Genomic DNA, 12642 nt, shown 5'->3' with positions numbered 1-12642 from the left:
GCTGCGCGTCGCGGCTACGGAAGCAGGCGCCAGGGGCCGTTCTTGTCGCCCGGTATCTGGTTGCGGGTCCACCACTTGGCGACGTACGACTGGCCGTCGTGCGTGACCTCGTCGCCCGTCACGAAGATGCGTGATGCTGCCCAGAGGGCGGTGCCGTCCGCATCCGTCGCGATCTGCTGCCAGGGGCCCTGCGGGCTGCCAGGGGTCTGGTTGCGAGTCCACCAGCTGGCGACCCAGAGCTGGCCGTCGTGCGTGGTGAGTTCGCCTGTGACGTAGGCGGCGCTCGCCGTCCACGTCGGGGCGAGCGTCAGCGGCAGCGGTTCAGCGGCGGCGATGATCTCCGCCGCTCGAGAGCCGTTCTGGGCGGTTGCCTCGACAGCCTCGGCGGAGACGTGACCCGCGGCGAGGGCGGCGGCATCGAGCACGCTCACGCGGGTCGCTCCGGTCGCGCTCTCACCGACGGCCAGCGCGGCGCTCTCGATGCCGGGCGCTGACACGTCCGTGAGGCGGACGTTGCCGGTGTTGGTCACGGTGGTCGTCCAGGCGACGGTATCGCCGACGTTCGCGACGCCGTTCCCGTTCGTGTCATTCCACACGCCGGTCTCGCCGGCGGTGAGCTGCGGGGCACGCGCGACCACGTCGACCTCGCCGCCCTCCACCTCGATCGTCGCGCTGCTCTGGCCGGCTGCGCTGACCGTCCAGGTGGTGTCGGCGATGAAGAAGCCGTCGGCCAGGTCAGCATCCGTCACCGTATGCCGCGGCGTCGCGCAGTCGAAACCGCTGAAGGCCGCCAGACCGCGGAACCTGCAGTTGCCGGCACCTGCCGGGAGGAATGGCGAGAACGACCCGGCTGTGGGCGTCACATCGGCCGTGACCGGCGATGCGCTGTCCACGCGGAATGCGTACGGCACCTTCTCGCCGACCGCGTAGGGGCTACCGGCGAGGTCCCGATCGGTGTCGGTGCGGGCACCGGTGATGGTCGCATCGAGCACGCCGTCGCGCAGCACGACCGGTGTGCCGACGTGCCGGACGACCGTGGTGTTCGCCGTGTCGCTCATCGGCGCGATCGTGAAGCTGAACTCCGGAGTGTACCAACCGCGCTCGATGTCCTCGGCGGTGAGGGTGCGCTTGGGCGTCTTGCAGTCGTACGCGCCGAGCGCGCCCAGGTTCTGCCACCGGCATGCGGTGGGCAGGAAGCCGGACGTGAAGGTGGTCTCGTGTGGGGTCACCACCGTGGCCACGTCGGCGCGACTGGTCACGCGCAGGCTGAAGCTCAGCACCTCTCCCGCGGTGTAGGGGTTCGCGACGACGTCGCGGGTGGGGCTCGTGTTGGTTGCGGTCAGGGTCAGATCCATGACGGATGCCACGGGCAGGCGCAGCGTCGTCGTGGTCTGGCTCACTCGTCCGTCAGCGGCGGTGAACGTCGCCTGGGGGCGTTGTGCACCCGTGGCGGATGCGGGCACGGTGACGTCGACCGACACCGTCGCCGAGGCGCCCGGGGCGAGGTCGGCGATCTGGGCTGTCGTGGCGCTCCAGCCCGACGGCACGGCAATCGTGACAGCGCCTGAGAGTGCGACGGCCTCCTGGTTCGCGACCGTCACATCGATCGCACGGGTCTCGCCCGCAGCGAGCGGAGTCTCAGCGACAGACAGCGGCGCGCAGACGTAGTTGAGCCACTTCTCATCGAACGTCGAGAACTGCATGTCATTCGTGTAGTTGCGTTCCCAGAGCACGCCGATGCGACCGTCGTCGAGCATGGTGGCGGATGAGTACGCGAACGAGCCGCGGTCGATCGACGCGAGTCCTGGCCAGGTCTGCCCGTCATCGCAGGACACCCGTGCCGCACCGTTCACACGGTTCCCGTTCGCGCCGTTGTTGGAGTTCGTGAAGAGGAGCTTCCTCGCCTCCGGGGTGCCGGCGGCCGCATCGGGGTGCAGGCGGATCAGCGAGGCGTTGTTGGTGGGGTCGGGCAGTTCGTCATCGCGGGTCACGGCGCCGTAGGAGTGGCCGCCATCCGTGGAGAGCGCGATCTTGCGCAGACGTCCGTTGTCACTGTCGCGGGAGTTGAGCATGACCGTGCCGTCGGAGAGTTCGACGACCTTGTTCTCGTCCATGCCCGTTCCGACGTTCTCGCCCTTGTGCCAGGTCTCGCCGTGGTCGTCGGAGTACACCGAGTACGCCTGCAGGAGCGAGGATCCGTCGGCCTGCACGACCCATCCGGCGAACTGCTGGATGAGTCGTCCGGCGTACTCGCCGTACTGCAGCTGGATGCCCTCTCCGGAGGTCGCGAACGTGGTGCGCACGTCTCCTGCGGTCGGTGTGTAGGTGCCGCCCGAGGTGGTGCCGCCTGCGGGCTTGGTCACGGAGGTGATCAGTCGGGGCTCGCTCCAGGTGACGCCGCCATCATCGGAGTGCATCACGGCGCTGCTGATGACGCGTCGGTCGGCATCGTCGTTGCCGTGGATGGAGCCGTGGAAGCCCTGATCCTTCGAGTAGACGAAGAACGAGAACACGCGGCCCGTCTCTCGGTCCACGATGTAGCTCGGGTCGGAGTATCCGTACTTCGGGGCCGACGCGGTGCCGAGGTGTCCGGCCGCGATCGTCTCGATCGGCCCCCACGTCTGACCGTTGTCGGTCGAGCGTCGCTGCACGATGGAGTTCGGGTTGGGGGCGTCGGCGGCGCTGCCCGGACGACCATCCCACGATGCGAGCACGACGCCGTCGCCCAGATGCGCGAGCGCGGGAATGCGATAGAAGAAGTTGGCCGATGTTCGGTCGGCCCCGATGTTGGTGGTGGTGAATTCGCCTTCTGACGGTGTCGCGGCGAGAGCGGCGGAGGCGCCGAACGTCGACAGGGCCAGACAGGCGGTGACGGTGGCAGCGGCGAGCGCCAGTCGTCGACGGAAGAGGGGAGAGCGCACGTGGATCCTTTCCTCGTTGAATGTACGACATCAGACGTCGTACATTCGGAAGGTATCCGAGGTGCGCGTGAGTTGCAAGAGGCTCGGCTCTACACGGCCTCCGCAAGCAGTTCCAGGATGTGCTTGTAGTTCTTGTCGGTGGCGCGTGTCATGCCGATCTCGCAGGTGCGGTTGCACGACGCGTGGGCGTCGGCATCGAGAGTCTGCACCTCGGCGGCCTCGGCGGCCGTGGCGGACGCGGTGAGTTCGGGATGCAGCATCCCGCGATCGCCGGCAAAGGCGCAGCATCCCCAGGCATCCGGCACCACCGGCGTCGTCGCGATCGCTGCGGCGATGGTCTGGATATCAGGGTTCAGGCCCATTTGCGTCGAGGAGCAGGTGACATGCAGGGCGAGTGTGTCCATCGAAGGGGTGATCTCACCGAGGCGGGGGAGGATCTCACGGGCGGTGAACGCGACAGCATCCTCGACCACCGCGGTGACACCTGCGTCCTCGAGGAGGTGCGCGAAGCCCTCGGTGCAGCTGGCCGCATCACTGATGATGTGCAGGGTCCCGCCCGGGTCGGTGGAGCGGATCGCCTCGACCACGCGGTCGCTGATCGTGCTGCGCCCGGCCGTGTAGCCCTTCGAGGTCCAGGGCGTCGAACAGCACAGCGACTCGATCGCGTCGGGCACGATGACCGAGATGCCGGCCCGTTCGCAGAGCTGCAGGAAGGCGTCGGTGACTCCCTGTCCGCCGTCGGCGGGACCGAACATGCTGTTGACGCAGGCAGGCAGATACAGCGCCTTCGGTGTGAGTTCCGCAGAACCCTGGATGCCGCGGAGTCGGCGTCGATCTGTGCCACCCCCGGGCAGTTCCGCCGAGTACTCAGGCACGGTGTCGCTGCCCAGGACCGCACGACCGACAGTGGTCGCCGCGCGAACGAGTCCGACGGGGACTTTGTCGGCGACCGTCAGCGCCGTCGCGCCGACACGGGTCACCGGACCCCAGGCCTTCGCGGCGGCGCTCCATCCGGCAGCGAGCACAGGGTTCTGCTTCTCGCGGCGCAGGCGCTTGACGAGGGAACCGGTGTTGATCAGCACCGGGCACGCGGTGACGCACATGCCGTCGGCGGCGCAGGTGTCGACGGCGTCGTAGCCGTAGTCGCGATCCAACTCGCGTGCGAGCGCATGGTCGCCGGATTCCTCGGCGCGGTTCATCGCCCGGCGCACGACGATGCGCTGACGCGGGGTGAGGGTGAGGTCCTTCGACGGGCAGACGGGTTCGCAGTATCCGCACTCGACGCAGCGGTCAGCTTCGACCTCGATCTGTGTCGTCGGCTTGAAGTCGGCGAGGTGCGCAGCAGGATCATCCGTGATGATGACACCGGGATTGAGGATGTTCCCTGGGTCGCACAGCGTCTTCAACTCGCGCATCACGCCGTACAGCTCAGCGCCGTACTGGCGCTCGACGAACGGCGCCATGACACGACCGGTTCCGTGCTCCGCCTTGAGGTTGCCGCCGGCGTCGAGCACGAGATCGACCATGTCCTCCGTGAAGCGCTCGAAGCGGTCCATCGCCTCCGTCTCACCGAAGCGGTCGGTGAGCATGAAGTGGATGTTGCCGTCCTTCGCGTGCCCGAAGATCACGCTGTCTGCGTACGAGTACTGCGTGAACAGGTCTTGCAGACTCTCGCAGGTCGCCGCGAGGCGCGGCACCGGCACGACGATGTCCTCGAGAAGTGCTGTCGTGCCTGCGGCGCGCGCACCGGCCACGGTCGCGTAGAGGCCTTTGCGGAGCTTCCAGGCCCGGGCGCGCTCTTTCGCGTCGGTCGAGAATGCGGCGGCCGTGCGCAGCGGGTGCGCTCCGAGCGTTTTCGTGCCGAGGCTCGTGAGCGCGGCCAGCTCTTCCGCCGAGTTCGCGTGGTACTCGATGAGCAGCGCTGCCTCGCCGGTCGGGGTGAATCCGAGGATCTCCGGCGGCGCATCCGCGAATCCCTGACCGACGCGGATGCTCGTCGCATCCATCAGCTCGAGCGTCGCGGCTCCTGTGCTCACGAGTGCCGGCAGGGCCTGCGTCGCCTCCTCCAGAGTCGAGAAGACCGCGAGCGTCGTCGTGATCTCGCGCTGGATCGGCACGGTGCGATAGGTCGCGGATGCCACGAAGGCGAGCGTGCCCTCGCTGCCGATGATGAGGTGCATGAGCATCTCAACGGGCGACTCGAAGTCGACGAACGCGTTGATGCCGTAGCCCATGGTGTTCTTCATCGAGAACTGCCGGCGGATGATCTCGACAGAGGCGGGGTTGTCGACGACGCGTCGGCGCAGACGCTGCAGACCGTCGAAGAGCTCGGGCTCGGTCGCCCTCAGGTGCGCGTTGGCATCGGACGCGGCCGTGTCGACGATCGTGCCGGACGGCAGGATGAAGACCATCGACTCGAGCGTCTGGTACGTGTTCTCGTCGATACCGCAGGCCATGCCGCTGGAGTTGTTGGCGATGACGCCGCCGATCGTGCACGCGGCTTCGCTGGCCGGATCGGGTCCGAGGCGGTAGCCGTGGCGGACGAGTCGGGTGTTCACCTGGCGCACCGTCGCGCCGGGCTCGACGCGCACGCGGGTGCCTCCGTCGAGAACCTCGATGCCCCGGAAGTTCTTGCGGGTGTCGACGAGGATGCTCGCGCTCGAGGCCTGTCCGGAGAGGCTCGTGCCGCCCGAGCGGAAAGTGATGGGTGTGCGGCTCTCCGCGGCTCCGCGCAGCAGTGCGGCGACCTCCGCGGCATCCGCTGCGGTGATGACACCGGTGGGAGTGAGGAGGAAGTGCGATGCGTCGGACGCGTACGCCACGCGATCGATCGCACGCGTGCTCACGCGGGCGTCATCGCGTACGGCGCGAGACAGTGACTCAGGCACGGTGCCGGAAGCGAGGAGGGGAGCGTGTGCGACAGCGGACATAGACAAATTGTTAGACAAGTGGGCTGGCAAGTCAAACAGACAAGCGTCGCGGCGGTGGCTACCATTCAAGAGTGCCCAAAGCCCTCGGAGTCGTCTCGATCGTCGATGCGGTCATCGTCGACCTGCGCCGTCGTGTGCTCGCCGGCGAACTGGGTGCGGGCGCAGCGCTGACCGAGGCCGAGGTCGCGGACACCTATGACATCGCGCGCACGACGGCGAAGGCGGCAATCGAGAGCCTGGTGAGTGAGCGGCTGCTCGTCCGCAGAGCACACAAGACTGCCCGCGTCGTGACCCTCAGTGCTGAGGATGTGCGCGACATCTATCGTTCCCGGCTGCTGATCGAGTCCCCGGTGCTGCGGCAACTCGCTGCGACGGGCGACGTCCCGTCCGCGGCGCGTGCCGCCCAGGACGAACTCGTCGCCCTTGCCGATGCCGCACCGCGCGAACTCGTCGAGCCCGACATGCGCTTCCATCGAGCACTCGTCGACGCGTTCGCCAGTGAACGGATCAGCCGCGCCTACGCCGCCCTCGCGTCCGAGGTCATGCTGTGCATGTCGCACGTGCAGGGTGCGTCGCTTCTCCCCAATGACCTCATCATTCGCGAGCACGGTGAGATCCTCGATCACCTCGCCGCAGGCAATGGAGAAGCCGCTGCTGCGGCGCTGTCCCAGCATCTGGAACGCGCCGCAGAGCGGCTTGCAACCCTGATCGAGAACTAGACGCGCGGTTCGCCCTCGTCCGCACCGGCGGCGGCCCGGTCGGCCTCGGCGCTGTCGATCAGGTCGTCGTTGATGTCGGGGTCGATCCGCTCCTTGCCTTGCTCGTCGGTGACGGTGGCGTCGATGCCGTCGTCACCGTCCGGAAGCGGCACCGGGGGAACCATCGGATTGCTCATGATCGTGTCCTTTCTCTCGTGTGGTGTGGAAATCGGCGGTCAGCCGTCTTTCACCTCGTACTGGGCGCCGGAGTCATCCGATGTGTGGCCTCGTTCGGCGTCGTAGTCCGGGCGCATCGGCTGCGGCGGCTGATCAGACAGTTCGCCGCCTTCGCGGCCTCCGTAGGGGCGACCGTGGTCGGCGAACTCTGCGCGCGCGAAGACGAATGTCCACGGACCCGCGGTGAAGCGCGCACCCGTGCGCAGGATCTCCGAGTGCTCGCCGACGGCGTCGCCGGCCGTCGTGGCACGCGCGTTCATCTCGCCGTCGCCGTGCAGGGTCAGCACGTACTCGTCATTGTCGTCATGCAGGATCGTGGCGTGCAGGAGCGCGGTGTCCGCGACGAGCACATCGCACCCGACATCCGACCCGATGCGCGTCAGATCGGCGGTCAGGTGGTGGACGAAGTGATCATCGCCACGCGAGATGAGAAGGTGCGGTTCTCCCGCGCCCCATCCTGCGTGCGTCGTCGTCGGGTGATTGCCCGGAGCGTAGTGCGGTGTCTCGTGCGTCATCTCAGCACCTCTCACGATGTCGGTTGCTTCGTGTGAAGAGAATCTAAGCCGGCCACCGCAGCGGATCGAGGGGGTTGACGACGACCCCGGGGCATGCTTCAGCGGGGCGATCACAGAGCGTTAGCAAGTCGAGGCGCGCAACGCAATCCCCTGGAGAGAATCGCAAGCCCCGCCTATCGTCGAGGCTTCAACACGCTCAGGAAAGGAGCACCGACATGGGACTCTTGGACGACGCCAAGGAAACCGCTGAGACGCTCGGACGCAAGGCCAAGGACGCCTGGGAAGACACGACCGATCGCATCGGCGACAAGGTCGACGAGATGAAGGCCGACGCTGAGGTGAAGAAGGCGGAAGCAGAGGCCGAGTCGGTTCGCAAGCGCAACGACCTGAAGGAAGATCTGCGCGGCGACTGAGAACGAGAACTATGAGTGATGTCACGATCTTCGCGCCATCGCCCATCCTGACCGTCACCGTGGAGGATCATCCCGCTGGCAGCGAGATCCACGTCCACGCTGGCGGTCAGGGCGTGTGGCAGGCCCGGATGCTGCTGAGGCTCGGCGCCTCTGTCACGATGTGCTGCGTGCTCAGCGGTGAGACCGGGACTGTTCTGCGATACCTTTTGGAAGAAGAGGGTGTCACCGTTGCCGAGACCCGCAGAGATGCGCGCGGTGCCGCCTACGTGCACGATCGTCGCGACGGGCAGCGCACCGTCATCGCGGAGGAGCACGGAGAGCCGCTCGGGCGTCATGACCTCGACGAGGTCTACGGGGCCGTTCTTCGTGAGGGTCTCGGGTCGCGCCTTGTTCTGCTGAGCGGTCCGGGAGACGAGGACACCCTGCCCGCAGACACATACCGACGACTCGCGGCGGATCTGCGCGCAGCGGGAACGACCGTGATGGTCGACCTCGCCGGCGAGCGGCTCGCGGCATCCATCGACGGCGGCATTGACGTCCTCAAGATGAGCGACGAAGAACTGCGTGCCGATGGTCTGATCACGGAGGGTTCTGCGTCCGAGGTCATGCGTGCGATGCGTGACCTTCGGACGCGAGGCGTCGGCACCGTCATCGTCACCCGCGAGGCGGAGCCGGCCCTGCTGCTCGATGACGACGGCTTCCTGGAGGCGACCATGAAACGCCTGGAGGTCGCAGACACGCGCGGCGCGGGGGACTCGCTCACCGCCGGCGTGGCGGCAGGGATCGTCCGCGGAGAGTCCGTGCGCGATGCACTCACGCTGGGTGCCGCGGCGGGGGCGATGAACGTCACCCGGCACGGCCTCGGTACCGGGGACCCACAGACGGTCCTCGCGCTGCGCGAGATGGTCACCGTGCGCACGGTCACCGATTCCCCCGAGCCGCAGCCCGAGCAGCCGACGACCGAGCACGTCACTCCGGATGCGCTCGCGTCGATGGTCGATACCGGCGCGGACCAGGCACCGGATGCCGCAGCTGCAGGTCGTGCGGAGGACACGGCATGACCCGGCTCCTCGTCACCAACGACGACGGGATCGACGCGCCGGGACTTCTCGTCCTCGCGCGGGAGGTGCAGGCGGCGGGGTTCGGTGTGACCCTCGCGGCTCCAGCGAGACAGTCCAGTGGTTCCAGCGCATCGATCATGGCCGCGGAGGAAGACGGACACATTCGCGTCGAACGACGCGATCTCGCTGAACTCCCGGAGGTGCCGGTGTTCGCCGTGCACGGCGGGCCCGGACTCATCTCCCTCATCGCCGCGCACGGCGCGTTCGGCGACCCGCCGGAGATCGTGCTGTCGGGGATCAACCACGGAGCGAACGTGGGCCGCGCGATCCTGCATTCCGGAACCGTCGGCGCCGCTCTCACGGGCGGTCTCAACGGCGCCTGGGCGATGGCGGTCTCGCTCGATGTGGGGATGAATCCCCACGAGTTCCACTGGGATGCCGCTGCGAGGGTCGCCCTCGAGGTGCTGCCGGCGCTGCAGGAGCGCCCGCGCGGCACGATCGTGAACGTGAACGTGCCGAATGTCGAGACGCCTCGCGGCGTGCGCGAGGCGTCTCTGGCGCCGTTCGGCATCGTGCAGACCACCCTGAGCGAGAGCAGCGAGCACCGCGTGCGCCTTGCGGTGGAGGATCTTCCGAACACCCCCGAACCGGGTAGCGATGCGGCCGCGCTCGCCGAGGGGTGGGCGACGTTGACGGGCATCCTTCCGGTTTCCAGCGAACCGTTCGGCTGGGATTCTTCGTCCACTTAGCGTCCTCGTTTCGGGTGTCAACCCCCTTCTGCTCGCGTGCCGGGGTTTCTAACCTGCGAATGAGTGAAGGAGGACGCCATGCCCCGACAGCAAGGATCCAACAGCCTCAAAGATCCGGAGCTCTATGAGGAGCTGCGGAAGCAGGGGGACTCGAAGGAGAAGGCGGCTCGCATCTCGAATGCGGCGGCGCGCGACGGCCGTTCAGCGGTGGGTCGACGCGGAGGGGAATCCGAGGACTATGAGGATCGGACGGTCTCCGAGCTTCGCGCGCGAGCCAAGGAACTGGGTCTGCGCGGATACTCCGACAAGCGCAAGTCCGCGCTGGTCGAGATGCTTCGCAACCATTGAGGTGAGGGGATATGGCGAAGGTCATCCGTGTGCACCCCGATGTCGACCCGGGGGTGCGCCGCGTACGTGCGGGATCCGGTTTCCGCTACGTCGAGCCCCAGGGGGGCGCCGTGGAAGCCCGAGCGCGTGAAGACATCGACGCGCTCGCCATCCCTCCGGCCTGGACGGACGTATGGATCTGCGCCGACCCGCACGGCCACATTCAGGCGGTCGGCACGGACGCTGCGGGCCGCCGACAGTACATCTATCACTCGCAGTGGCAGCAGCGCCGCAGCCGCGGCAAGTTCGCCCGTGCTCTGGCTCTTGCCGAGGCGCTGCCCCGAGCACGCGCACGGGTGACTCGAACGCTGCGGGCCGCGTCGACCAGCGAACACCCTGAGCGCGAGAACGCACTTGCCGTCGCGTTCCGGATGCTCGATGAGCTGGCCCCCCGAATCGGATCGAGTCGCTACCTGGAGCGGCACGGGAGCCGGGGGCTCACCACCCTGGTGCGAAGAGATGCGAGGGTGGACGACGAGACGGTCGCGCTGTCGTTCCCCGGAAAGAGCGGACAGCGCGCCCAGCTGGAGGTCGTCGATCCCGAGTTGGCCGCCGTGCTCGCGGCGCTCGCCGCGGGCCGCCCCGGTGCATCGCTGCTCTGGTATCGAGACGGTCGCCGTCAGCGGCCGCTGACCCCTGCTGATGTCAACGCGTACGTGCGCGAACTCACGGGTGGGTCCTTCACGGCAAAGGACTTCCGCACCCTTCGTGGCACGATCGTCGCCGCGCAGACTCTCGCGGAGTTCGGCAACGCCACCACGCCCCGGGAGCGCCGAGGTGCGCACGCGGCGGCGGCGCGTGCTGCCGCCGCCGTGCTCGGGAACACCCCGACCGTGGCGCGCAACAGCTACATCGATCCGCGGGTCTTTCGCCGACATGCCCAGGGTGAGCTGCTTGATCTCACCGTCTCGCCGGAGTCGGCTCTGCGGCGCCTCCTGGCCGAACCGCGTCGCAGCGCCCCGCGTCGCGCCCGTCCGCGGCGACAGAGGAGCCCGAAGACACGGTCATCCGCGAGAGAAGCGAAGGTGGCGACGACATGAGTGGGATGCGAGAACTGACGATCGCGCAGGAGGGCGTTCGTTTCTGGTTGCTGGAGAATCCTTCCACGGAGGGCTTCGACGACGCCGCGCGCGCTCTCGAGTTTCATCCGCTCCTCGCCGAGCATCTTCGCAATGGACGGCAGGAGCCGAGGTTCGAGAACATCGGCGGGCTCCTTTCCTTGTCGTTGTGGGATGCCACGAAGACCCGCTCTGAGCGCAGCGGTGCAGATCCGCAACTCACCTTCGTCTTCGATGCGTCGCGGCTGCTCGTCCTGCAGACCGGTCCCAGGGCATCTCTCCGGGATGTGGGGCGCGTGCTCGGTGTCGATGACGTCGGATCGCCCTGCGAGGGCGTCTATCGCGTGCTCCATGAGATCGTCGACGAGTTCATGGATGCCGGCGCCGCGATCGAACAGGAACTCGACAAGGTCGAGGCGGATGTCTTCGACTCGTCGGTCCGAGAGGACTACCGTCGCATCTACCGGCTGCGCCGTCGGATCGGACGCATCGATCGAGCGATCACAGGCCTCAGAGAGGCGATGCGCTCAGCCGACGCAGCGCTCGACGTGCTCATGGTGAACGACACGGGCCTGCGTGAGCGGTTCGGTTATCTGGATCGCACGATTCGTGGGCTTGCGACCCTGGCGCACTCTGCGCACTCGTCGCTGGACGCCGTTGTCTCCAGTCACGAGAGCAACGTCGCGACGCGACAGAATCAGGACATGCGGACGATCTCCGCGTTCGCGGCGCTTCTCGCCGTCCCGACGGTGATCGCCGGAATCTACGGAATGAACTTCGACAACCTTCCGCCGTTCCAGTGGGAGTTCGGATGGATCGTCGTCGTGATCGCCATGGTGATCGCGGACTTCGTCCTGGCGATGTGGTTTCTGCGCCTCGGCTGGTTCGGCGGGGCCCAGCAGGCTCGCCGTGACGGCGACGACCCGTGAGTCACCTCATGAGGACGGGGGCGTCATCAACTCCGGAAGAAGCGAGATGCCACCGCTGGAACTCGCGGAGTTCGCGAGAGCCACGATCCAGTCCGATCGAAGCTCGTCCGGCTCGGCTGAATCGAAGACGAAACGGAGCGGGATCGCCGGGTGCAGCCACAGCGTGGAACGTCCCGGAGTATCGCCGTCAGGGTGAACCCACGAGAGCGTGAAGCACTCGTTGCGCCGAAGCTTGGTCGCGATGACGACCTTGAGGTGCGCCAGTGCACGATCTTCTATATGGATCGGCTCCGCCGCACCTCCGTAGAAGAGCGTTCCCATGTGGCTAGGCTACTCACACCCGATCAAGTGCGATAGCGCGTACGGCGCGGTGAGGAGACAGCCCGTGGGCAAGTTCATCTACAACGGCAGCGTGAAGACCGAGATCGAGGACCGTGCGCTCACGCACCTCCAGCACGTGATCACGGCCAAGCTCCGTCGCGGTGAGCCCTTCTCCTTCAGTTGGAAGGAAGACAGCAGCGTCGGCGGCGGACGCACGACCGTGTGGGTTCATGCGAACAGTTCGCTCGTCTTCAAGTACTACGGCAGCAGGCAGCCGTCGATCAACCGTGCATGGATCGAAGCCCTCGCGTTCACGGCCAACGCCCCGACGGGCCTCTATCTCGTTCCCGAGCCCACGGAGAACGACATCGACGAGGCGGCGACCGGATCGAATGTGGTGCCGTTTCTGAGCTGAGTCAACCC

13 protein-coding genes are annotated in these 12642 nt (G+C 67.2%); 8 read left to right on the top strand and 5 right to left on the bottom strand.

Features of this window, described 5'->3' with window-relative positions; translation table 11 throughout:
- Window positions 1–14: 14 nt before the first annotated feature.
- Together AC1REM_RS00955 and AC1REM_RS00950 are read right to left on the bottom strand one after the other, a co-directional pair.
- Window positions 15–2921 carry an exo-alpha-sialidase gene (locus tag AC1REM_RS00955; protein ID WP_492512892.1) on the bottom strand — a complete coding sequence of 969 codons (2907 nt, stop codon included), beginning with the start codon at window positions 2919–2921 and terminating at the stop codon, window positions 15–17.
- A gap of 89 nt (window positions 2922–3010) precedes the next feature.
- Window positions 3011–5851 (bottom strand): FAD-binding and (Fe-S)-binding domain-containing protein, encoded by a 2841-nt coding sequence (locus AC1REM_RS00950; protein ID WP_492512891.1) that lies wholly within the window; start codon window positions 5849–5851, stop codon window positions 3011–3013.
- A gap of 71 nt (window positions 5852–5922) precedes the next feature.
- Between AC1REM_RS00950 and AC1REM_RS00945 the strand changes: the two genes are divergently transcribed.
- Window positions 5923–6570 (top strand): GntR family transcriptional regulator, encoded by a 648-nt coding sequence (locus AC1REM_RS00945; RefSeq protein WP_492512890.1) that lies wholly within the window; start codon window positions 5923–5925, stop codon window positions 6568–6570.
- Here AC1REM_RS00945 and AC1REM_RS00940 read toward each other — a convergent pair.
- Together AC1REM_RS00940 and AC1REM_RS00935 are read right to left on the bottom strand one after the other, a co-directional pair.
- Complete coding sequence (locus AC1REM_RS00940; RefSeq protein ID WP_492512889.1) at window positions 6567–6746, bottom strand: hypothetical protein; 180 nt, start codon at window positions 6744–6746, stop codon at window positions 6567–6569. The two genes, AC1REM_RS00945 and AC1REM_RS00940, sit on opposite strands and share 4 nt — an antisense overlap.
- Window positions 6747–6785: 39 nt before the next feature.
- Window positions 6786–7301, bottom strand: coding sequence for an FHA domain-containing protein (locus AC1REM_RS00935; RefSeq protein WP_492512888.1), 516 nt, complete (start codon window positions 7299–7301; stop codon window positions 6786–6788).
- Window positions 7302–7516: 215 nt separating this feature from the next.
- Here AC1REM_RS00935 and AC1REM_RS00930 point away from each other — a divergent pair, with 215 nt between their 5' ends.
- The 6 genes from AC1REM_RS00930 (at window position 7517) to AC1REM_RS00905 (ending at window position 11898) form a co-directional block, all read left to right on the top strand.
- Window positions 7517–7714, top strand: a complete 198-nt coding sequence (locus tag AC1REM_RS00930) for a hypothetical protein (protein ID WP_492512887.1) — start codon at window positions 7517–7519, stop codon at window positions 7712–7714.
- An 11-nt stretch (window positions 7715–7725) separates the two neighbouring features.
- A complete protein-coding gene (locus AC1REM_RS00925) occupies window positions 7726–8775 on the top strand; it encodes a PfkB family carbohydrate kinase (protein WP_492512886.1) in 1050 nt (349 codons plus the stop codon).
- Window positions 8772–9524, top strand: a complete 753-nt coding sequence (gene surE, locus AC1REM_RS00920) for a 5'/3'-nucleotidase SurE (protein WP_492512885.1) — start codon at window positions 8772–8774, stop codon at window positions 9522–9524. The genes AC1REM_RS00925 and surE overlap by 4 nt, the downstream gene beginning before the upstream one ends.
- Before the next feature lie 78 nt (window positions 9525–9602).
- Window positions 9603–9872 carry a DUF7218 family protein gene (locus AC1REM_RS00915; protein ID WP_492512884.1) on the top strand — a complete coding sequence of 90 codons (270 nt, stop codon included), beginning with the start codon at window positions 9603–9605 and terminating at the stop codon, window positions 9870–9872.
- An 11-nt stretch (window positions 9873–9883) separates the two neighbouring features.
- Window positions 9884–10951 carry a DNA topoisomerase IB gene (locus tag AC1REM_RS00910; RefSeq protein ID WP_492512883.1) on the top strand — a complete coding sequence of 356 codons (1068 nt, stop codon included), beginning with the start codon at window positions 9884–9886 and terminating at the stop codon, window positions 10949–10951.
- On the top strand, window positions 10948–11898 hold the full coding sequence (locus AC1REM_RS00905; RefSeq protein WP_492512882.1) for a magnesium transporter CorA family protein: 951 nt from the start codon (window positions 10948–10950) through the stop codon (window positions 11896–11898). The genes AC1REM_RS00910 and AC1REM_RS00905 overlap by 4 nt, the downstream gene beginning before the upstream one ends.
- Before the next feature lie 6 nt (window positions 11899–11904).
- Here AC1REM_RS00905 and AC1REM_RS00900 read toward each other — a convergent pair whose 3' ends face one another.
- Window positions 11905–12219 (bottom strand): DUF7882 family protein, encoded by a 315-nt coding sequence (locus tag AC1REM_RS00900; RefSeq protein WP_492512881.1) that lies wholly within the window; start codon window positions 12217–12219, stop codon window positions 11905–11907.
- 64 nt (window positions 12220–12283) lie between these two features.
- On the opposite strand from AC1REM_RS00900, the gene AC1REM_RS00895 reads away from it, so the two are divergent.
- Entirely contained in the window at window positions 12284–12634 is a 351-nt protein-coding gene (locus AC1REM_RS00895; protein WP_492512880.1) for a DUF7882 family protein, read from the top strand.
- Window positions 12635–12642 lie beyond the last annotated feature (8 nt).

Source organism: Microbacterium sp. GW823-FHT02G05, from assembly GCF_058797175.1.
This window is presented reverse-complemented; position numbering and strand designations above follow the sequence as displayed.